A 19,037-nucleotide genomic window follows, 5' to 3' on the forward strand; every position below is an offset into this window, starting at 1 on the left:
GTCCGCCAGACCTAAGCCTAAGCGATGATATCCGGGCGGATCTTGTCTTCGATCTTGGCAATCCGGTCACGCAGATAGAGCTTCTTGCGCTTGAGGCGGGCCAGTAGGATCTGATCCGGCAGGCGTGCCTGTTGCAGGGCGTTGATCGAATTGTCGAGATCCTTGTGCTCCTGCTTCAGCAGCGCGCATTCATTGCGCAGGATGACGACCTTGCCATCGATCGGCAATTCGCGGACGCGCGGTTCGAGATCATCCAACTGCGCCGGCGCCTCATCAGGCACAAGGCCGATATAGCTGTGATCGCCTTCGAGGCGTTCTGCGATGCGGCGCTCGATGTCCTTGTCGCTGTTGCCCTTGCCATCCTGGCCATCCGACTTGACGAGATGCAGATTATCGTTTCCGCGCAGGGTCCGGATGTTGCTGTCGTCATGCATGAGATGCCAACTCCTCTGTGGCTTAAGGGGTTGAAGCTAAAGGACAAAAAGGCGCCACGGAGGCCGCCCTTCATTCCCCATCATAACCCAAAAATTGCCCTTTGATAAGGGCTTCTGTCAGGCGCTCCAGCGCAAGGTCGGGTGCAACCTCACCCCATACGCCGGAAACCCTGCGCAAACTGGCCATGGCTCGTTCGTTAACGTTTTGATTTGTTTCAAATTTAATAGGGTTTTCAAGCACAACCAACTGCGCCATCAAGGCGCGTTCGGCCTCCAGCTCCAGGCCTTTTATTTTTTCGCGTAACGGCAATCTGTGCGCCGCATCGCCTTCGGTCAGGGCCGTTTTCAACCGCCGGCGCAGGAATCGCAACGGCACGATGACCTCGTCCGACCAGAGTCGCGCCAGCTCCGCCGCCTTTAGCGCCAGAGCTTCATCCACGGGGCCATCCAGCCACACCGCCCATAGCAGCAGCGGCACATTCTGACCGTGATCATCCTGCAGGCTGAGGCAGGCCGCAGCGACACCCTCGCCGCCATAGGCCTTGACCGCCCAGGTCCAGAAGTCAGCCTTCAAGGCCGATATCCTCGCCCCAGCGCTTCATCGGCGCGTCGATATCGAACAGGCCAAGCGTGCGCGCCACGCTCTGCCGCACCATCTCATCGAGGCTTTCCGGCTTGGTGTAAAAGGCCGGCATAGGCGGGGCCACGATGGCGCCCATCTCGGTGACCGCCGCCATAGAGCGCAAATGGCCGAGGTGCAGCGGGCTTTCGCGCACCATGAGCACCAGCCGGCGGCGCTCCTTCAGACAGACATCGGCGGCGCGGCTGACCAGCGACGAGGTGACGCCTGTGGTGATCTCGCCAAGCGTCTTCACCGAGCACGGCGCGATCAGCATGCCGAGCGTTTTGAACGATCCCGAAGCGATAGCCGCGCCGATATCGGCCGGCTTGTAGACCACGTCGGCCAGGGCATGGACATCGGCCAGGGTCAGATCGGTTTCGGCGGTCAGGCTGAGCGCCGCCGCCTTGGAGATAACGAGGTGACTTTCGATGCCCGCCGCACGCAGGGCTTCCAGCGTGCGGATACCGTAAATTGCTCCGGACGCGCCGCTTATGGCGACAATAAGACGTTGATTAGGTTTTAATTTATCATTGTTCATGACGTAAAACAGCTTAACTCGCTCTAAACTATAATTCTCTCGTTACCGTGATCGGTTGTAATCGTTTGTGATTCTACATTCGCCCGTTACGGGTGTTCCCTAGGCTGTCGGGACAATCCGGTCCCGCCGTCAGATGAACCCAACATAGAGACGTTGAAGGATACTGCCTTATGACCATCGAAGCGAGAGTTCGTGAACTCGACCATCGTCATCAATCCCTCAAGACCATCATTGCCCGCGAAGAGCGCAGCCCCTCCGTGGACTCTCTATACCTTAAGGAACTGAAACGGAAGAAACTTAAGCTCAAGGAAGAAATCGAGCGGATCAAGACCCTCCAGCGAAAGGACATGTATGATACGGTCCAGTAGCTCAACCGGAAAATTCTAGCGCCGCCGTCGCGCCGCGCACAAGCAAAGACCTCCGGGACAGACGTTCCGGAGGTCTTTTTTTAACCTGCTATCCCTGCTCAGCCCATCTTGACGGTGCGGATCGAGAAGCTCGACGCCAGTTTCGACACGCCCGGCATGATGCTCAGCACATCGCGGTGGACATCTTCATAAGAGAGGCTCTCGCGCAGCACGATCTTAAGCAGGTAATCAGCCTCACCCGACATCAGATGGCATTCCTCGATGGCAGCGCAGGCCAGCGCCGCCTTCTCGAACTTTTCAAAGGTCTCGCGGCGCTGATCGGTGAGCGTGACGTGGACGAACACGGTGCCCTGCTTGCCCTGAACATTCTCGGCGATGACAGCGCGATAGCCTGTGATGACGCCTTTTTGCTCCAGGATTTTCACCCGGCGGTGGGCGGCGGAGGGGGACAGGCCCACGGCCTCGCCCAGATCGGCCGAAGTGGCCCTTGCATCGCTGCGCAAAACCTTGATCAGCTCGCGATCGAAAGAATCAAGGTCGGAAAATTTATCGCTATTGGCCATGTTATTGAGAATATATCCACCGACCTGTCAGATCAAGCGCCAAAATTTCCTATGACCGGGGCATCGACGCCCAGCGCGCCTGCGCCTGGGCCTTCGCATCAGCGAGTTGTTCCGGCGTCAGGGTCTTTTCCAGCGCTTCCCGATCGGGCAAGGCTTCCGGGTGGCCATTGAGCGCATAGATCTGGAACCACACCTCGGCGGCGACAGGGTCTTTCGCCACACCGATACCGGCGGCATAGGAGCGGGCGACGCCCAGTTGCGCATCGGCAAAATTGAGGCCGGCCGAACGCAAGAGCCAGGAAAAGCCCGCTGCCACGTCCTTATCGACGCCGCTGCCATCCATGCACTGAACCCCCAGCATATAGGCGGCGTAGCTATGGTTCTGCGTCGCCGCCTGATTATAGAGCGCGAAGGACTTTTTGAAATCCTGCTTCACGCCGCGGCCATTATAATAGGCATCAGCCAGCGATACCCTGGCATTGATATTGCCCTGATCGGCGGCCTTTTGCAGCCACATCGCCGCCTGCGCCGGATCGGGTCGCAGATCACCCTCGCCATAGACCAGCGCGTAGCCCCGCACGTACTGCGCTTCGGACAGGCCTTGCAGGGCGGCCTTCAGGTTCCACCCCGTCGCGGCCCCCGCATTGGCGGCCGTGCCCTTGCCATACTTGAAATATTGCCCCAGCAGATATTGCCCCGGCGCATAACCGGCATCGGCCGCTTTCTGAAACCAGGTGAAGGCTTTGGCATCGTCCTTATCGCGCAAAGCCACCACGAAACCGTGGCAGAACATGGTGTTGGGATCGGCCTCATCGGCCCGTTCAGCGGTATTGGCCACCTTGGCCTGACACAGTTCGATGGCCTGATCCATCGAGTCGGCGGCATAGGCGCTGCCGCTCAGGCCCGTGGCGCCCAAAAGGATCACGCAGACAAGCGTCTTACAGGTCAGGTTCATGAATCGCCCTCATAGCTACATCGCCACTCTAGCACAATCGCCGATAAAAAACGTCCTTCGCATGGCGCACTTGCTAACCGGATGAAAATTTTACGGCCTTTCCACTTCGCACCTCAAAGTGTCATAATCGCGGTCTATGGCCTGAGGTCATAGCTTTAGGCGCAGGAGTACCGTCATGACCACCAAGCCCATCCTCAAGGCCCTGATCTTGACGGCCAGTTTGCTGGCGGTCGGCAGCGCCCACGCCGAAGCCGCGCGCACGCCGCGGAATGTCATCGTCTTTGTGGCCGACGGCCTGCGCTACGGCATCGTCACCCACGACACCGCCCCGACCCTGGCCGACATCCAGAAAAACGGCGTCGATTTCCGTAATTCGCATGCGCTTTACCCGACCGTCACCACCACCAACGCCTCGGCCATCGCCACCGGTCATGGCATCGGCGATACCGGCGAATGGTCGAACTCCCTGTTGCTGCCGCCGCTGAAAGCCGAGCCCGGCGCCGTCCATTTCATGGAAAGCGACCTGATCCTAAAAGAAACCGATGCGGCCTTTGGCGACAACTATCTCAACGAGATGAGCCTGCTGCGGCTGGCGCGCGACCACGGCTACCAAACCGCCGCCATTGGCAAGGAAGGTCCGATCCTCATTCAGGATATCACGGCGGCCGATGGCAAAAGCACCATCTTCATTGATGACGCCACCGGCACGCACTACGAAAAGAACCACGCCATTCCGGTGCCGGCCGATGTGATGCAGGCCATCAAGGACGCCGGTCTGGAAACGACAGCGCGCGATCGCGGCCTCAATCAGTCCGCCGGTGCCTACAATCTGCCGGGCGTACAGGTCGCCAATATCTATCAGCAGCAGTGGTTTACCGGCGTCGCCACGAAAGTGCTGCTGCCGCGCTTCGCCGCATCGGGCAAGCCCTTCGCCATGGTCTACTGGTCACGCGACCCGGATGGCACCCAGCACAATACCGGCGACAGCCTCAACACCCTGTCGCCCGGCATCAACGGCCCGACCTCGCTGGCCGCCGTGCGCAATGCGTCGGATAACCTGCAGGCCCTGATCGACAAGCTGAAAGAGCTTGGCATCTACGACAACACCGACATTTTCGTCACCGCCGACCACGGCTTCTCAACCATTTCGCGCCAGTCGAAAACCTCTTACGCCGCCAGGCACGCCTATCCGGATGACACGGTGAAGGGCTTCCTGCCGGAGGGCTTCCCGGCCATCGATCTGGCCCACGCCCTCAACCTGCCGCTGCTCAATTCCTACAAGGCGCCGATCGATATCGACAAGGGCGAGCATCCGCACAACTATTCAGCCATTGGCGGCGATGCCGATCATCCGGACGTGCTGATGGTGGGTTCGGGCGGCTCCGAGTTGCTTTTCATCGATCCGGCCAAGGCGAAAGACCTGGCGCCGAAGATCATCGCCGCCCTGACGCAACAGGACTATGTGGCGGCGTTGTTCGTCGATGATGCGCTGGGCCCCATTACCGGCACACTGCCGATGAGCGCGGTTGGCCTGACTGGCAGCGCCCGCACGCAGCGCCCTTCTATCTATGTCAGCTTCGCCGATTTCGCCCTGCCCTCATGCCTTAAAAAATGGAAGAACCCCGAGGTCTGCTCGGTGATGATCAACGACACCAATCTGCAGCAGGGCCAGGGCAATCACGGCGGCTTCACCCGCGCCAATACGCGCAACTTCATGGCCGCCATCGGCCCGGATTTTAAAGCCGGCTTCGCCAATGACGCGCCGATCTCCAATGCCGACATCACCCCGACTCTGGCGCATATCTTAGGCTTTGACCTGCCGTCGATCGGCAAACTAAAAGGCCGCGTCATTGATGAGGCGCTGAAAGAAGGGCCGCAAACCACGCAGAGCACCCCGCACGTCGCGCGCTCAGGCCCCGCCGCCAACGGCTTCGTCACGGTGCTGGAAAGCCAGAGCGTCGGCGATGAAGTCTATCTCGATGCCGCCGGCATGCCTGGGCGCGTGGTTGGCCTCAAGACGACGAAATAGACATCCATTATTTTTCTTGGCGAATTCAGCTTTCTGCAACATAGTTCCCGTTAAATAGAAAAATCTTTGTAATAAGCAGGAAGTGAAACATGGCCCGGAATGTCCGGATACGCAGAATCGGCGTCGATGAACTGGAAATCGTGCGCGAACTGGCGCTGATCATCTGGCCGAAATGTTACCGTAACATCATCGCCCCCGATCGCGTCGACGCCATGCTGGCCGTGCTCTACGCCACCGACCATCTCGAAAAAGAAATGCTCGAAGATGGTCATGTCTTCTGGCTGGTACGCTTCAATGATCTCGATGTCGGTTATGCTTCCGCCTATCAGGAAGGCGGTCGCCTGTGGCTGAAGAAGCTCTATGTGCGTGATGAATTTCGCGGCCAGGGGCTTGGCAAGGCGCTGATCGACACCGCGCTCGACCATTTCAAATCCGAGGCACGGGTCAGTGCTGAAGAGCTGGCGCTCTATGTCAACAAGGACAATACGCCGGCGATCAACTACTATCTGCGTTCCGGTTTTCAGGTCGAGGCCGAAGTGCCAGTGCAGATGGGCCCCTATGCCTTTACCGATTATGTGATGCAGCGCGCCCTGTAAAAGCGCTCCTTTTATTACAAGATGACAGCGTTCGTCAGGGGTTTATCTTTACCTCTCATAAACTATACGCGCAAAACGCGCATTCACGGCCTATAACAAGCCTGTTACCGTTCATTTGACAACTTACGCGCGCAGACTTTCTGTGTTACCTTAACATCACGTCGAATCATGACGAGGGCGATATAAGGCTCGCCCTTTTCTGCACAAATTACGAAGCTAGTCTGAGCCAAACCTGTTCTGAGGACGTGCCTATTCACATCGCAACCATGGAGCCACCCATGATCCTGATGCCCCAAGCCCGCCCCATCTCCGCCGACGAACTCGATATCGTCCGCGATCTGGCCCTGCAAATCTGGCCGAAGGCCTACCGCACCAGCATTTCGCCTGACCGGATCGATTCCCTGGCCAGCGAAATCTTCGATATCGACAAGCTCGAAGACGACATCATGCAGCGCGGCCATGTCTTCTTCGTGATGCGCGTCGGCCGTGTCGATGTCGGCTTCTGCGCAGCTCATCTGGAAGGCACCCGCATCTGGGTCAGCAAGCTGTGCATCCTGCCCGATTTCCGCGGCTTCGGCCTCGCCAGTGCGCTGATCGACGCAGCGCAGGAACATTTCTCGCCGGCCGATGATCTGGTCATCTGCGTCCACAAGGATCACGACCCGGCGGTCAATTTCTGCCTGCGCAGCGGCTTCAAGATTGCCGGCGAAACTCCCTCGGAATATGGCGAATTGACCGATTTCGTCATGCACAAGGCGCTGCCGCATCACCAGATGCGCGCCGCCTGATCAACGCATCAGTTGCGCGATATCAGGCCCACCCAGCAAGGTTTGCCACAACCAGACCAGCAAGCCGTGCAACACCCCAGCAGGCCATAGCGAACCTGTATGATAGCGCATGATCGCGCAGGCGAGCCCCAGAACGCCTGCGCTGATCAGGAAGGCCGGCGCAAGGAAAAGCTGCGCGTTCGGCAGGATGACCACAGCCTCGAAAACGTGCCACAGCATGAAGACAAGAACCGCCAGACCGATCCACAGGACGGGACGGCGGATCTCCCCTTTGTCAGGCACCAGCACGCCTCGAAAGACAAGCTCTTCGGTAAAGGCTGGCATCGCCGTGACCGTGACAAGCCTTACAGCCGCGCCATGCCAAAGCGGTTGCCAGATCAATAGACAGCCGAAGCCAGCTATGGCGGCGATGAGTACCAGACTCACAACACCTATAATAAAGCACACCCTCCACTTACGACCATCTGGCCATGTCAGGATCGCGCGCTTCAGGCGATGAAAAAGGATCACGTCGCCGGCGCGGCGTGCGGTACCGGCTTGAACGCCTTGGCCAAAGCCCTCGCTTTGGTCTTGTCGCCGCCTGACATCTGCTTGCCGATGAAGTCCAAAGCGGCGATGGCGTCGTCATCTTCCTGTGCTGCCGCCAGCAGATACCATCTCATCGCCTCGACGCGGTTCTGCTTCACGCCCATGGCGTTCTCATACATGGCGCCCAGCTTATACTGGCCATAAGCATCGCCCTCATTCGCCGCCTGCGTCAGATAGGTCAGAGCCTTGCCATAATCCGCCGGAACGCCGATGCCATTAAGATAGACCAGCCCCAGAGACGTGACCCCGGTGCTTTTCTCGCGCGCGGCTTCCTTCAAACTGTCCAGACCGGCCTTGGTATCCTTTGTGGCGCCCTTGCCAGTCAGCAGCATAAACGCGACCTGCCGGCGCGCGCTCTCGTCACCGCCATCGGCCGCCTTTTTATACCAGATGAAGGCGGCCTTCTCGTCCTTGGCAAGCCCGCTTTCACCGACAAGATAGAGGTAACCCAGGACTTCCTGCGCGTCGGCCAGGCCCTGATCTGCCGCCTTGCGCAACCATTCCAGCCCCTTGGGCTCGTCTTTTTCAACGCCTTCGCCATAGCGATAGAAATAGCTGAGCAGGTTCTGCCCCTTGCTGTCGCCCTGCTGGGCCGCTTTCAGCGCCCAGGCAAAGGCGGTCTTGTCGTCTTCGGTGACACCTTCGCCATTGCTGTACATGAGGCCAAGATAGTATTGCGAGCGGGCATCGCCCTTATCCGCGCCCGTTTTGAAAAAGGCGAAGGCTTTCGGGTAATCCGCCGGCACGGTTTTGCCCTCGTAATAGAGAATGCCCAGCGCGCGGGTGGCGGTGATTTCGCCGCTTTGCGCCGCCGTCTGCAGTTCGGCGACGGTGCGCTTGTCGGCGCTGTCTTCGGCCATGGCAGGCGCGCCCAACAGTATAACGGACAGGACGGCCCAGCTGGCGGCTTGTATCTTCAGATGTTGCATAATCCCCCCAGAGTAGAGCAAAAAGATAGATGACAATCGCTGATTTGTCTCGCTTTTTTCGATATTGCCAAACGGTAATGCGGTCCCCCTTTGTATCCCCCTTCAAAATCGGTTAAGACTGCCTACATAGTGAGGGCGCAGGGGGCCGCGTTTGGAGTGCATCCCTGTCATTGAGCATTCAAAGGGAGCTCCTTAGATGAAATTCACACGCGTTTTGGGCCTTATCGCCGCCGCCGGCCTTGCGCTGAGCCTTGTGGGCTGCGGGGTCAACAATATCCCGACCAAGGAAGAGACGGCAAAGCAATCCTGGGCCGATGTCCAGAATGCCTATCAGAACCGCGCGGATCTGATTCCTAACCTTGTCGCCACCGTCAAGGGTGCGGCGGCCCACGAAGAGGGCACGCTGACCGCCGTTGTGGAAGCACGCGCCAAGGCGACCTCGGTCAATGTCGATGCCTCGACCATTTCCGATCCGGCCAAGTTCAAGCAGTTCCAGCAATCGCAGGACGGCCTGTCGTCGGCGCTGGGTCGCCTGATGGTCATTCAGGAGCAGTATCCGAACCTGAAGGCCAATGAAAACTTCCTGGCGCTGCAAAGCCAGATCGAAGGCGTCAACAACCGCATCACCATTGCGCGCCGCGACTATAACGCCGCCGCCACGCAATATAACCTGTCCTTGCGCACCTTCCCGAGCGTGATCTGGGCGAAGACCATGTATTCCAGCAGCAAGCCGATGGAACTCTTCACCGCTTCGGCTGGCGCCGAAACCGCGCCTGTCGTCAGCTTCGACAAGCCCGCAGCCCCTGCGGCCACCGCGCCAGCAGCTGCGCCGGCTTCGCACTAAGACAGTAACCAGCCCAGAAGCCGATAAAGGCCACCCGGAATGAACCGTTTACTCAGGACGCCTCCAAAACCAACAGGTTTTGGCAAGGGCAAGTGCCCGCCCGAGCTTATGCGAGGAGCCCGCGCGGCACCTGAGCGCACAAGAAAAGATAAATCCCGCAAACCTTGGTTTGCGGGATTCATGGTGGTCTTGGCTGTGCTTATGACCGGCCTGTGGGTCGGGCAAGCTTTTGCCGAACCCAAATACCCCGACCTGAACAACCAGCGCGTCGTCGATGACGCGCACCTGCTTTCTGACGCCACCAAGGCCGACCTGACGCTCAAGCTCAAGGGGCTGGAAGACGCCACCACCGATCAGGTGGTCATCGTCACCGTGCCGGATCTGGAAGGCTATGATATCGCCGATTACGGCTATCAGCTCGGCCGTCACTGGGGCATCGGCCAGAAGGCCGGCGGCCCGGCGGCCAGCAACGGCCAGACCTACAAGGACAACGGCATCCTGCTGATCGTGGCGCCCAATGAGCGCAAGGTTCGCATCGAGGTCGGCTACGGACTTGAGCCGGTGATGACGGATGCGATGTCGTCCGTGATCATTCAGCGCGCTATCCTGCCGCAATTCAAGGCGGGCGATTATTCCGCCGGCATTGTGGCTGGCACCGACCAGATCATTGCCCAACTGGCGCAGGATCGTCAGGTCGCCATTCAAAAAGCACAGGAAGCGCAGACGGCCGCCGATACCGGTGGCAGCCGCAAGGGCGGCTTACCTCTGCCCCTCATTATTTTCATCATCATTATCTTTGTGATGTTCTCACGCGGCTGGTTGCCGTGGTTCCTGCTCGGCAGCCTCCTGGGCGGCGGCGGACGTGACGGCGGTGACTGGGGCGGCGGTGGCGGCTTCGGCGGTGGCGGCGGATTCAGTGGCGGCGGCGGCTCGTTTGGCGGCGGCGGCAGTTCGGGAAGCTGGTAACATGACCTTGAAAATCGACCATAGCCGCATCAATGCGGCCATCGCCAAAGCCGAACTGACAACGTCCGGCGAGATCACCTGCATCATCAAGTCGAAGGCGCTCGATTACGGTGAAACCCCGCTCGGCTGGGCGGCAGTGGCGGCCTTTGTCGTGCCCATGCTACTCTCCGCCATGGGAACCCTGCCGCACGAATGGCTGGCGCCTCTGCTGACGCATATTTTCGGCTGGAACGGCATCGGCGTCAGCGGCGATTTCGCCACCTGGGAGGTGCTGATCGGTTACGGCTTCCTGCAGGTCATCGTCTTCGCCGTCGTCTACGCGCTCATTCGCTTCACCGGCCTAAAACTCATCCTGACGCCAAAAGCCACGCGCAACCGCAAAGCCCACCAGAAGGCCATGGAGCAATTCTACGCCCGCGGCCTGCATCTGACACAGGGCCAGACCGGCGTGATGATCTTCTGTGCGTTGGAAGAGCATTTCGTCGATGTCATTGCCGACGCCGGCATCTATGCCAAGGTCGACAAGACGTTGTGGAATGACACCGTGGCGGCTCTGCTTAGGCATGTGAAGAATGGCGACCTGACCAGCGGCTTTGAGGCGGCCGTCGAAAAATGCGGCGAGGCTCTGGCCGCGCACTTCCCGCCCGACGAGGACAATCCCAACGAACTGCCGGACGTGCTGATCGAGATTTAAGCAAGATACCCCACGAACCGCGCAGCGGTGATCGGACCGCCGATGCGGATGTGGTGGTGGGGTTTCTGGTTTTCTTTAACTTCCCACTGGCTTTTGACGCCGCCGCCCGTTAAACAGCGCCTCCCCTTCTCCCCAAGGTTTGCGCTCATGTCCCGTCCCTATTGCGGTATCGATTTCGGTACATCCAATTCCGCTGTCTGCGTAGGGGATGATGACGGCCTGCAACTGGTGCCGGTCGAGGGCGAGTCGGTCACCCTGCCGTCCGCTATCTTCTTCAATTTTGAAACCGGCCGCGTCAGCATTGGCCGCGAAGCGATCGCGCAATATCTCGACGGCTACGAAGGCCGCCTGATGCGCGCGCTGAAATCGATACTCGGTTCGCGTCTGATCTCGGAGACGACGCAGATCGGCACACGCCGTCAGGATTTCCGCGCCATCATCGGCTACTATATCTCCGAACTGAAGAAGCGCGCCGAGGACTTCTGCGGCGAGACCATCGAGGACGTGGTGCTGGGGCGCCCGGTCCATTTCGTCGATGGCGATCAGGAGGCCGATAACCGCGCCGAGGCCGAATTGCGCGGCATCGCCGAGGCGCAAGGCTTCCGCAATATCTCGTTTGAATATGAGCCTCTTGCGGCGGCACGCGACTATGCGCAGACCCTGACCACCGAGGAAATCGTGCTGGTGGTCGATATCGGCGGCGGCACGTCCGACTTCTCGGTGCTGCGCCTAGGCTCCGGTCAGCGCGAAATTTTGGCCAATGCCGGCGTCCATATCGGCGGCACCGATTTCGACACCCGCCTCAGCCTGGACACCGCCATGCGCGATCTCGGCTATCGCGGCAAGCTCAAGAACGGCAACGAGATGTCGAGCCAGCCCTATTTCCAACTGGCGACCTGGCACCTGATCAACTTCCTCTATACGCAGAAGGTGATGACGAGCCTCCGCCAGACCCATTATCTCTCCGGTGAACGCGAAAAGACGGCGCGTCTGCTGGAGGTCATCGAGCGTCAGGCCGGTCACGATATCGCCAACCGCATCGAAAAAGCCAAGATCGCGCTGTCGGATGCCGAGACGACGACGGTCGATTTCACCGCCATCGATCCGGACTGGCAACTCGATATCGACCGCGATACCCTGACAAACAGCGTTGAGCGGGAAGTGGTGAAGGTGGTGGCAGTGGCGCTGGAAACCGTGACGGAGCGCGCTGGTCTGGACGCCGATGCGGTCCAGACCCTGTTCATGACCGGCGGCTCAACCGCCCTGCCTGGCTTTGAGGCGGCGATGCAGGCGGCCTTTCCGAAGGCGCAGATGACCTATGGCGACCGTTTCTCGTCTGTCGCCAGCGGTCTGGGACTGGCGGCGAAAGAACGGTTTGGCGGTAAAAGCTAAGGCGTTATGGCCGGCGCTGTTCGTCCGGTCAGCCCGCCTTTTGCGACCCCTTCGGCGGCGGCGGGGTTGCTGCCGTCAGAGCCCGGTCGATCATGCGGCCCTTGCGGCGCTATGAGGATCATCGCCAGAACAGCGACAATCATGGCCACAAGGACGCCGGCGGCCCACTTGGCGCGCCTCTTCTCGGTTTTCGATCGGGTGGCTCACGGGTGGTCATGACCAATCCCCTTTCAGGCCTCAGACTGACGACTCTGCCGTAAGAAATCCGCGCCGTATAATTGTCGCGGTGAAAAAAAGCAGTAAGGACACGTCAGCACCGACGCATAAAAGTCAGAGATTTGAGTCGAATAGCCGGCGGCAAGCGACGCGGGTACATCTGGTACCTGCTAGCGACGACTGCGACGCAATCGGCCAAAGACCTGACTTTTACTCGAAGCGCGAGAAGATCGAGGCCTGCCGTGGCAGTTCCTGGTAGCGGTGGACCTTGACGCCCAGCACGACGCCAAACCCTGTCATCACCATCAGCATGGCCGAACCGCCGTAGGAGACGAGCGGCATGGGCACGCCGACCACGGGGAACATGCCCATAACCATGGCGCCGTTGATCAGCACATAGAGCGCAAAGGTGGCCGTGGCGCCCGCCGCGGCCAGACGGCCAAAGTGCGAGTGCGACAGCGAGGCCATGCGCAAGGCCATCAGTATGATCAGGGCATAGAGCAGGAAGATGGTGAAGCCACCGGCAAAGCCGAGTTCCTCCGAAACCGCCGCCATGATGAAATCGGTATGCTTTTCAGGCAGGAAGTTGAGCTGCGATTGCGAACCGAGGCCCAGTCCCTTACCGAGCAGGCCGCCGGAGCCCATGGCGATTTTCGATTGCAGGATGTGGTAGCCGTCACCGGAAGGATCGCCCTCCGGATTGAGGAAGGTCAGGATGCGCTTCTTTTGATAGTCGTGCAGGGCGTACTGGAAGGCGAAAAACACGGCGACGGGTGCTGCGGCAGCGGCGGCGGCGATGATCTTCCAGTTGAGGCCGGCCAGGATCATGACCGAGGCACCGGTCAGCGAGATCAGCACGGCGGTGCCGAGGTCGGGCTGGTGCATGACGAGCGTGGCCGGCACGCCGATCATGGCGGCGGGGATCAGCAGCTTCCAAGAGAGGTTAGCGTCCTTGGCCGAACACTCATGATAAAAGCGTGCCAGGGCCAGAACGATGGCCAGCTTCATGAATTCCGACGGCTGGAAGGTAAAGCCACCGATACTGAGCCAGCGCTGCGCGCCCATCCGGACATCGCCCACGGCCTCAACGGCGATCAGCAACAACAGCGAAGCGCCGTAAAACCAGTAAGCCCCCATCAGCCAGACCCGCAGATCGAGCAGGGACAGACCGCACATCATGACGAGGCAGACCGAAAAGAAGATCAGTTGCTTATAGGCCCAGCCGGGGCCGCCCCAGGTCATGCCACCGACACTGTAGAGCATGATGATGCCGATGCCGGTCAGGGCGCACAAAAGCCCGACAAACAGCCAGTCGATCTGGGCGAGCTTTGAATCGTAGCGTTCGCGTTGGCCGGGGCGTGAAAGGGCGGAATCTACCATGATGTTCTACCTATACGCCGTTATCGATGATATCGGGCGGTGGCGGCGCGGCGCCTGTATCGCTCTCGGGGTCGGGCACATCCGATACCGGCTTGTCGACCAGATCGGCTGGATTGACGGCGACAATGCGTTTTTGAATTTCGGGGTCTTTGAGCAGGGCCATACGCATGATTTCGCGCGCCTTGGGCGCTGCCGAGGACGCGCCCCAGCCGCCGTGCTGGACGATGACGCTCATGGCGTATTTGGGTGCATCGGCCGGCGCGAAGGCGACGAACCAGGCGTGGTCGCGCTTTTCCCAGCCGAGATGCAGCGTGGCGCGAGACCCGCCGGCGGCATAGGTATGGGCCTGCGCCGTACCGGTCTTGCCCGCCATCAGGATGGGACCGAGGTCGAGCTTGCCCGAACGCGCAGCGGTGCCGCTGGTCACCACATCAGCCATGGCGGCGCGGACAAAGGCGATATGGGCCGGATCAACCGGCAGGTCTTCGAATTCGGTGTCTTTATACGGCTTGCCGCCGATCGACTTGATCAGGCGCGGCATCACCGCCTTGCGGCCATTGGCCAGACGCGCCACGGCGACACAGTTTTGCAGGGCGTTGACATTGGTATAGCCCTGTCCGATGCCCATGGACGGGGTTTCGCCAGGCCACCAGCGCGTATTGTTGGGCTGGCGCTTTTCGAAATAGGCCTTTTTCCACGCCTGATCAGGCACCACGCCGGCCTTCTGGCCATCGATACCGATATCGAAAATCTGCCCAAGCCCGAACTTGCGCGCCACATCGGCGATCTTGTCAGGCCCCACGCTCAGGGCGCACTGATAGAAATAGACGTCGCACGAGGTGACGATGGCACCGTGCAGATCGAGCGTGCCGTGGCGACCGTCGCAGTGGAAGACGCGATTACCATAAGGAAACGCGCCATTGCAGGTGTGGGTCGTCTTGGGATCGAAGCCGTTTTCCAGCGCCGCCAGCCCCACCAAAGTCTTGAAGGTCGAGCCTGGCGGATAGGTGGCAGTCAGGGCCTTGTCGAGCAGCGGGTTATGGTCATAGTCGTGCAGCAGCTTGTAGGCATCGTTCGAGATGCCGGAGACGAACAGGTTGGGATCGAAACCGGGACTGGACGTCATGCACAGCACTTCGCCGGTCTCGATATCCATCATGACCGCCGAACCGGATTCCTGCCCGAACACATCGATGGCGCGCTGCTGGATATCTGCGTCGAGCGTCAGCACGATATCCTTGCCCGGCACCGGCGCGATCGAGCCCTCGCCATCCTCGGCCACCACGCGGCCACGGGCATCGACCTCGACCTTCTTGCCGCCGGCCGTGCCGCGCAGATCGCGGTCAAAGGCCTTTTCAATGCCTGACTTGCCGATGCGGAAGCTGGGGTGGTGCAGGAGATTGAACTCGCCTTCCGGCCCGCCCTTTTCCTTATCCATGTCCTTTTGCGAAATCTTGGCGACGTAACCAACGACATGCGAGAAGGCGCCACCGTAATAATAGGCGCGCATCTCGTCCATATCGGCCACCACGCCCGGAATATCGTTGGCGTAGAGGCTGACCTTGGAGAAATCCTCCCAGCTCAGATCGGAGGCGATAATGGTCGGCACCGAGCGCTGGTTCTGGTTGATATCGCGCAGGATGCGGCGGCGGCTGGTCAGGGTCTGAGGCAGGATATACGACACCTGGTCCAACGTATCGTCGATATTCTTGATCTCATTGGTCTCAATCATGACGCGGAAAGACGGCCGGTTGCCGGCGATCAGCTTGCCGTTACGATCAAGAATATTACCGCGCGGCGGCGGCACCAGGCGGAAATTAAACTGGTTGGCGGCTGACAGCTTCTGGAACTTGCTGCCTTGCAAGATTTGCAGATGGACCAGTCGACCGATCAGGGCGAACATGCCAAACGCCACCACGCCCCCCATCAGGAAGACGCGGCGTGTGAAAGCGCCCTGACGCTCATTGACATCGGTAAAGACGAGGGACGGTTCGGCAGCCATGTGTCTCCCCTCCCCTTACTGAAACCGGACGTCGGTATGGACGTATTTTTCGAGCAGATAGAGCACGACCGGAAACAGGATCGTGGTGGCAATGGCCTGTTCGACCACGCCCCATATACGCGGCACAAAGCCCGTGTCGATCGTGGTCAGCAGGATGCAGAGCCCGAAAAAGGCCAGTTCGGCCAGCAGGAAGATGCCGAAGACAACGATCCATTCCTGCCCGATGATAAAGGTGCGGGCGGTGATCAGCGAGGCATAGACCAGCATCAGACCGAGCGTCCAGAACCCAAGCGGCGCGCCCCAGAAGAAATCGAGAAACAGGCCAAGCGCGCCCAGAACGAACGGCGCGATATAGGAGGGGCGAATGAGCGGCCAGGCGAAGGCCAGGATAAACGGCGATACCGGCTCTGGCAGATAGAAGCCAAACGGCTGAAAGGCGGTGGCCAGCACAATGGTGAGGGCCAGGCCGATCAGGGCCGGCGCGATGATCCAGTCCCATGGACCGATGACCTTGGACGCCATGCCGCTGCGCACGCCGCGATTGATGGCCATGCCGGCGATGCCACGCTTTCTCATGCCAAGCATGCCCGGCATTTTCATCAGTTTTGCCCCGTCGGTACGGCGGGCGGCACGAAAGGCTTCAGGTCCGGCTCAACCGCCGGCGCCGCCGAAGAGGCCGATGTGGCGGCGGGCCTGGGCATGACCGGTTTCGGCTTTGGCTTAACTACGGGCGGTTTGGCCACGGAGGCACTGGCGGCGGTCGCCGATGAGGATGTTGCGGAACTGGTGGAGCCAGAGGAGGCACTGGACGACGACACGCTGCTTTGCGCCGCCTGAACGGGCGGCAGGGCCGGCGGCGGCAGCACATCGCTGACGGCGGGGGTACGCAGCAAGGTGTCGGCGTTCGGCAGTTGCGAGAAATCCTTGAACAGCAGAACCTTGACGAAATCGATCGCCGAGCGGTTGGAATACAGACGGACGCGCCAGATGCCATCGACGCCCTTGACCGCTTCGCCCACCGGCAGGCCGCGCGGGAAGATGCCGCCATCGCCCGACGACAGGATCTGATCGCCCACCTTGACCGACTCCTTGCCGCGCACGAAATCGAGCTTGGGATAGCCGCCGCCATCGCCGCGCATCATGGCGCGGGCGTCGGAGCGCAGGATCATGACGGGCACATTGCTGGTCACGTCGGTCACCATCAGCACGCGGCTGACATCGGGCGACACGCCGATGACGCGGCCAACCAGGCCATGTTCGGTGATGACGGGGTTGCCGAAGGTGATCTTCTTGGACGAACCGGCATTGATCAGGCGGTTGTTGGCGAACGGCCCGCGCGATACGGCCACCGAACGCGCCGTCACAGCCTCAACGGCCGGCTCGGTGCGCAGGTTCAGCAGCTTTTCGTAGCGCGCATTGATGTCCTTCTCCTCGGTATAGAGGTCGCGGTACTGGCTGAGTTCAGCCACCTTGCGCTTGAGGACACGGTTTTCACGGACGGCGAAGAGATAGTCATCCAGCCAGTTGGTGCCATCGCCGACCGCATGGACCGGCAGGGACAGCGCCTTGTCCGGCAGGCTGGCGACACCATCGAACCCGGCGCGATTGGCAAAGGAGGCCTGCTCGACCTCTTCGCGGTGATCGCCCAGAAACAAAAGCGCCGCCCCGACGCAGACAACACCGACTATCCCCATTACCGCCCAGGTCATGGGCAGTTTCAGGTGCTCGAAGTGCTTGTTGTTGTCCCCGTAAGCCACGCTTTACTTTTCCTTGAGGCGGAGAGCTTTGATCTGGTGTTGATTTCGCTCGATATTACGACATGCCCGATATCTAAGACATAGTCGCGTCGAGAATGCCCTTCATCCAGCGCGGATGCTCCAGCACCCGGCCACAGCCGATGGCGACGCAGGACAACGGATCTTCGGCCACCGAAACCGGCAGGCCGGTCTGATCGCGGATTTCGATATCGAGGCCACGCAGCAAGGCGCCGCCGCCGGTGAGCATGATGCCCTTGTCGGCGATATCGGCGGCCAGTTCAGGCGGGGTGGCTTCCAGCGCCACCTTGACGGCGTCGATGATCTGCGCCACCGGCTCAGCCAGGGCTTCCGCCGCCTGACGCTCGGAGATACGCACTTCGCGCGGCACGCCCTGCATCAGGTCGCGGCCCTTGACGTCGATCGCAAGGCCTTCGCCATCGTGCGGGACGCGGGCTGTGCCGATGTCCTTCTTGATGCGCTCGGCGGTGGTTTCGCCGATCAGCAGATTGTGGTTACGGCGCATGAAGTTGGTGATGGCTTCGTCCATCTTGTCGCCGCCGACGCGGACCGACTTGGAATAGACAATACCCGACAGTGACAGCACGGCCACTTCGGTGGTGCCGCCGCCGATATCAACAACCATCGATCCGGTCGGTTCGTGGATCGGCAGGCCGGCGCCGATGGCGGCCGCCATGGGCTCATCGAGCAGGCCTACGCGACGTGCCGAGGCGTTCAGGCAGGAATTGTTGATGGCGCGGCGCTCAACGGCGGTGGCGCCCGACGGCACGCAGACGATGACCTTAGGATTTACGAAACCCTTGCGGTTATGCACCTTGCGTATGAAATACTTGATCATTTCCTCGGCGACTTCGAAGTCGGCGATGACGCCATCGCGCATCGGGCGGATGGCTTCCATGTGGCCCGGCGTGCGGCCCAGCATCTGCTTGGCTTCGATACCCACGGCGTGCACCAGCTTGCGTCCCCCGACATTGCGCAGCGCCACGACCGAAGGCTCGTTCAGCACAATGCCGCGCCCCTTCATATAGATCAGCGTATTGGCGGTACCAAGGTCGATGGCAATATCGTTGGAGAAACCGCCGAAGAAGGATTTGAACATTGAGACTAACTACCTTGGTGCTTAGAAAGGCTGGGCGCTTGGAAAAGCCGGTTTTGGGTGGGGTGGAACCCGTTAAAGTGTAAGGAAGGCATTTTGGGGGCAGATCGGGTAGGAGTTTGCCGGATCAAGGCAAAAGCCTTGAGTCAACAGGTTCTGAATCCCGGAAAGCCCTCACTTGCCCTTATCTGAATCATATTTCAAGGGGGTTGAAAAAAAAGATAGTTTCACCCTACAAGCGAAATGGTTAACAGCTTGTTTT

At 60.1% G+C, this 19,037-nt stretch carries 22 protein-coding genes; 8 read left to right on the top strand and 14 right to left on the bottom strand.

The window, feature by feature from the left end; translation table 11 throughout:
* Window positions 1–17 precede the first annotated feature (17 nt).
* From ABQ278_RS14450 to ABQ278_RS14460, 3 genes are all read right to left on the bottom strand, one after another.
* Window positions 18–434: a DUF465 domain-containing protein gene (locus ABQ278_RS14450; RefSeq protein WP_349320200.1), complete on the bottom strand. Its 417-nt coding sequence runs from the start codon at window positions 432–434 to the stop codon at window positions 18–20.
* 70 nt (window positions 435–504) lie between these two features.
* Complete coding sequence (locus ABQ278_RS14455; RefSeq protein WP_349320201.1) at window positions 505–1,008, bottom strand: TIGR02444 family protein; 504 nt, start codon at window positions 1,006–1,008, stop codon at window positions 505–507.
* Entirely contained in the window at window positions 998–1,594 is a 597-nt protein-coding gene (locus ABQ278_RS14460; RefSeq protein ID WP_349320202.1) for a UbiX family flavin prenyltransferase, read from the bottom strand. Before ABQ278_RS14460 ends, ABQ278_RS14455 begins: the two co-directional genes overlap by 11 nt.
* Before the next feature lie 170 nt (window positions 1,595–1,764).
* Between ABQ278_RS14460 and ABQ278_RS14465 the strand changes: the two genes are divergently transcribed.
* Window positions 1,765–1,962 carry a DUF465 domain-containing protein gene (locus tag ABQ278_RS14465; RefSeq protein WP_018081183.1) on the top strand — a complete coding sequence of 66 codons (198 nt, stop codon included), beginning with the start codon at window positions 1,765–1,767 and terminating at the stop codon, window positions 1,960–1,962.
* A 98-nt stretch (window positions 1,963–2,060) separates the two neighbouring features.
* Here ABQ278_RS14465 and ABQ278_RS14470 read toward each other — a convergent pair whose 3' ends face one another.
* Both ABQ278_RS14470 and ABQ278_RS14475 read right to left on the bottom strand, forming a co-directional pair.
* On the bottom strand, window positions 2,061–2,525 hold the full coding sequence (locus ABQ278_RS14470) for an Lrp/AsnC family transcriptional regulator (RefSeq protein WP_018081184.1): 465 nt from the start codon (window positions 2,523–2,525) through the stop codon (window positions 2,061–2,063).
* Between the two features lie 49 nt (window positions 2,526–2,574).
* On the bottom strand, window positions 2,575–3,480 hold the full coding sequence (locus ABQ278_RS14475) for a tetratricopeptide repeat protein (RefSeq protein ID WP_349320203.1): 906 nt from the start codon (window positions 3,478–3,480) through the stop codon (window positions 2,575–2,577).
* Between the two features lie 175 nt (window positions 3,481–3,655).
* Here ABQ278_RS14475 and ABQ278_RS14480 point away from each other — a divergent pair, with 175 nt between their 5' ends.
* From ABQ278_RS14480 to ABQ278_RS14490, 3 genes are all read left to right on the top strand, one after another.
* The gene (locus ABQ278_RS14480; RefSeq protein ID WP_349320204.1) at window positions 3,656–5,509 is read left to right on the top strand and encodes an alkaline phosphatase family protein; all 1,854 of its coding nucleotides are present in this window, start codon (window positions 3,656–3,658) and stop codon (window positions 5,507–5,509) included.
* An 89-nt stretch (window positions 5,510–5,598) separates the two neighbouring features.
* Window positions 5,599–6,105: a GNAT family N-acetyltransferase gene (locus ABQ278_RS14485; RefSeq protein WP_349320205.1), complete on the top strand. Its 507-nt coding sequence runs from the start codon at window positions 5,599–5,601 to the stop codon at window positions 6,103–6,105.
* Window positions 6,106–6,383: 278 nt separating this feature from the next.
* Entirely contained in the window at window positions 6,384–6,893 is a 510-nt protein-coding gene (locus tag ABQ278_RS14490) for a GNAT family N-acetyltransferase (protein WP_349320206.1), read from the top strand.
* Here the strand turns inward: ABQ278_RS14490 and ABQ278_RS14495 are convergent, their stop codons facing one another.
* Together ABQ278_RS14495 and ABQ278_RS14500 are read right to left on the bottom strand one after the other, a co-directional pair.
* On the bottom strand, window positions 6,894–7,319 hold the full coding sequence (locus tag ABQ278_RS14495) for a type II CAAX prenyl endopeptidase Rce1 family protein (protein ID WP_349320207.1): 426 nt from the start codon (window positions 7,317–7,319) through the stop codon (window positions 6,894–6,896).
* 80 nt (window positions 7,320–7,399) lie between these two features.
* On the bottom strand, window positions 7,400–8,410 hold the full coding sequence (locus tag ABQ278_RS14500) for a tetratricopeptide repeat protein (protein ID WP_349320208.1): 1,011 nt from the start codon (window positions 8,408–8,410) through the stop codon (window positions 7,400–7,402).
* Window positions 8,411–8,606: 196 nt separating this feature from the next.
* On the opposite strand from ABQ278_RS14500, the gene ABQ278_RS14505 reads away from it, so the two are divergent.
* From ABQ278_RS14505 to ABQ278_RS14515, 3 genes are all read left to right on the top strand, one after another.
* Complete coding sequence (locus ABQ278_RS14505; protein ID WP_349320209.1) at window positions 8,607–9,254, top strand: LemA family protein; 648 nt, start codon at window positions 8,607–8,609, stop codon at window positions 9,252–9,254.
* A gap of 201 nt (window positions 9,255–9,455) precedes the next feature.
* Window positions 9,456–10,220, top strand: coding sequence for a TPM domain-containing protein (locus ABQ278_RS14510; protein ID WP_349320210.1), 765 nt, complete (start codon window positions 9,456–9,458; stop codon window positions 10,218–10,220).
* Window position 10,221: 1 nt separating this feature from the next.
* On the top strand, window positions 10,222–10,914 hold the full coding sequence (locus ABQ278_RS14515; protein WP_349320211.1) for a hypothetical protein: 693 nt from the start codon (window positions 10,222–10,224) through the stop codon (window positions 10,912–10,914).
* Here ABQ278_RS14515 and ABQ278_RS14520 read toward each other — a convergent pair.
* Window positions 10,911–11,063: a hypothetical protein gene (locus ABQ278_RS14520; RefSeq protein ID WP_349320212.1), complete on the bottom strand. Its 153-nt coding sequence runs from the start codon at window positions 11,061–11,063 to the stop codon at window positions 10,911–10,913. The genes ABQ278_RS14515 and ABQ278_RS14520 overlap by 4 nt on opposite strands.
* On the opposite strand from ABQ278_RS14520, the gene ABQ278_RS14525 reads away from it, so the two are divergent.
* Window positions 11,062–12,306: an Hsp70 family protein gene (locus tag ABQ278_RS14525; protein ID WP_349320213.1), complete on the top strand. Its 1,245-nt coding sequence runs from the start codon at window positions 11,062–11,064 to the stop codon at window positions 12,304–12,306. The genes ABQ278_RS14520 and ABQ278_RS14525 overlap by 2 nt on opposite strands.
* Here ABQ278_RS14525 and ABQ278_RS14530 read toward each other — a convergent pair.
* From ABQ278_RS14530 to ABQ278_RS14555, 6 genes are all read right to left on the bottom strand, one after another.
* A complete protein-coding gene (locus ABQ278_RS14530; RefSeq protein ID WP_349320214.1) occupies window positions 12,303–12,455 on the bottom strand; it encodes a hypothetical protein in 153 nt (50 codons plus the stop codon). The two genes, ABQ278_RS14525 and ABQ278_RS14530, sit on opposite strands and share 4 nt — an antisense overlap.
* A 277-nt stretch (window positions 12,456–12,732) precedes the next feature.
* Window positions 12,733–13,902 (bottom strand): rod shape-determining protein RodA, encoded by a 1,170-nt coding sequence (gene rodA, locus ABQ278_RS14535; RefSeq protein ID WP_349320215.1) that lies wholly within the window; start codon window positions 13,900–13,902, stop codon window positions 12,733–12,735.
* 10 nt (window positions 13,903–13,912) lie between these two features.
* Window positions 13,913–15,904, bottom strand: coding sequence for a penicillin-binding protein 2 (gene mrdA, locus ABQ278_RS14540; RefSeq protein WP_349320216.1), 1,992 nt, complete (start codon window positions 15,902–15,904; stop codon window positions 13,913–13,915).
* Between the two features lie 15 nt (window positions 15,905–15,919).
* Window positions 15,920–16,489 (bottom strand): hypothetical protein, encoded by a 570-nt coding sequence (locus ABQ278_RS14545; RefSeq protein ID WP_349320217.1) that lies wholly within the window; start codon window positions 16,487–16,489, stop codon window positions 15,920–15,922.
* A 14-nt stretch (window positions 16,490–16,503) separates the two neighbouring features.
* Entirely contained in the window at window positions 16,504–17,661 is a 1,158-nt protein-coding gene (gene mreC, locus ABQ278_RS14550) for a rod shape-determining protein MreC (RefSeq protein WP_349320218.1), read from the bottom strand.
* 73 nt (window positions 17,662–17,734) lie between these two features.
* Window positions 17,735–18,778, bottom strand: coding sequence for a rod shape-determining protein (locus ABQ278_RS14555; RefSeq protein WP_349320219.1), 1,044 nt, complete (start codon window positions 18,776–18,778; stop codon window positions 17,735–17,737).
* Window positions 18,779–19,037: the final 259 nt, after the last annotated feature.

The organism is Asticcacaulis sp. MM231 (genome assembly GCF_964186625.1).
In the GTDB taxonomy this organism is placed as follows: domain Bacteria; phylum Pseudomonadota; class Alphaproteobacteria; order Caulobacterales; family Caulobacteraceae; genus Asticcacaulis.

Excerpts from the sequence above, each read along its gene's own strand:
- ABQ278_RS14450 (WP_349320200.1), bottom strand. The coding sequence starts at position 434 with ATGCATGACGACAGCAACATCCGGACCCTGCGCGGAAACGATAATCTG.
- ABQ278_RS14460 (WP_349320202.1), bottom strand. The coding sequence starts at position 1,594 with ATGAACAATGATAAATTAAAACCTAATCAACGTCTTATTGTCGCCATA.
- ABQ278_RS14465 (WP_018081183.1), top strand. The coding sequence starts at position 1,765 with ATGACCATCGAAGCGAGAGTTCGTGAACTCGACCATCGTCATCAATCC.
- ABQ278_RS14470 (WP_018081184.1), bottom strand. The coding sequence starts at position 2,525 with ATGGCCAATAGCGATAAATTTTCCGACCTTGATTCTTTCGATCGCGAG.
- ABQ278_RS14475 (WP_349320203.1), bottom strand. The coding sequence starts at position 3,480 with ATGAACCTGACCTGTAAGACGCTTGTCTGCGTGATCCTTTTGGGCGCC.
- ABQ278_RS14480 (WP_349320204.1), top strand. The coding sequence starts at position 3,656 with ATGACCACCAAGCCCATCCTCAAGGCCCTGATCTTGACGGCCAGTTTG.
- ABQ278_RS14485 (WP_349320205.1), top strand. The coding sequence starts at position 5,599 with ATGGCCCGGAATGTCCGGATACGCAGAATCGGCGTCGATGAACTGGAA.
- ABQ278_RS14490 (WP_349320206.1), top strand. The coding sequence starts at position 6,384 with ATGATCCTGATGCCCCAAGCCCGCCCCATCTCCGCCGACGAACTCGAT.
- ABQ278_RS14500 (WP_349320208.1), bottom strand. The coding sequence starts at position 8,410 with ATGCAACATCTGAAGATACAAGCCGCCAGCTGGGCCGTCCTGTCCGTT.
- ABQ278_RS14505 (WP_349320209.1), top strand. The coding sequence starts at position 8,607 with ATGAAATTCACACGCGTTTTGGGCCTTATCGCCGCCGCCGGCCTTGCG.
- ABQ278_RS14510 (WP_349320210.1), top strand. The coding sequence starts at position 9,456 with ATGACCGGCCTGTGGGTCGGGCAAGCTTTTGCCGAACCCAAATACCCC.
- ABQ278_RS14515 (WP_349320211.1), top strand. The coding sequence starts at position 10,222 with ATGACCTTGAAAATCGACCATAGCCGCATCAATGCGGCCATCGCCAAA.
- ABQ278_RS14525 (WP_349320213.1), top strand. The coding sequence starts at position 11,062 with ATGTCCCGTCCCTATTGCGGTATCGATTTCGGTACATCCAATTCCGCT.
- ABQ278_RS14520 (WP_349320212.1), bottom strand. The coding sequence starts at position 11,063 with ATGAGCGCAAACCTTGGGGAGAAGGGGAGGCGCTGTTTAACGGGCGGC.
- rodA (WP_349320215.1), bottom strand. The coding sequence starts at position 13,902 with ATGGTAGATTCCGCCCTTTCACGCCCCGGCCAACGCGAACGCTACGAT.
- mrdA (WP_349320216.1), bottom strand. The coding sequence starts at position 15,904 with ATGGCTGCCGAACCGTCCCTCGTCTTTACCGATGTCAATGAGCGTCAG.
- ABQ278_RS14545 (WP_349320217.1), bottom strand. The coding sequence starts at position 16,489 with ATGCTTGGCATGAGAAAGCGTGGCATCGCCGGCATGGCCATCAATCGC.
- ABQ278_RS14555 (WP_349320219.1), bottom strand. The coding sequence starts at position 18,778 with ATGTTCAAATCCTTCTTCGGCGGTTTCTCCAACGATATTGCCATCGAC.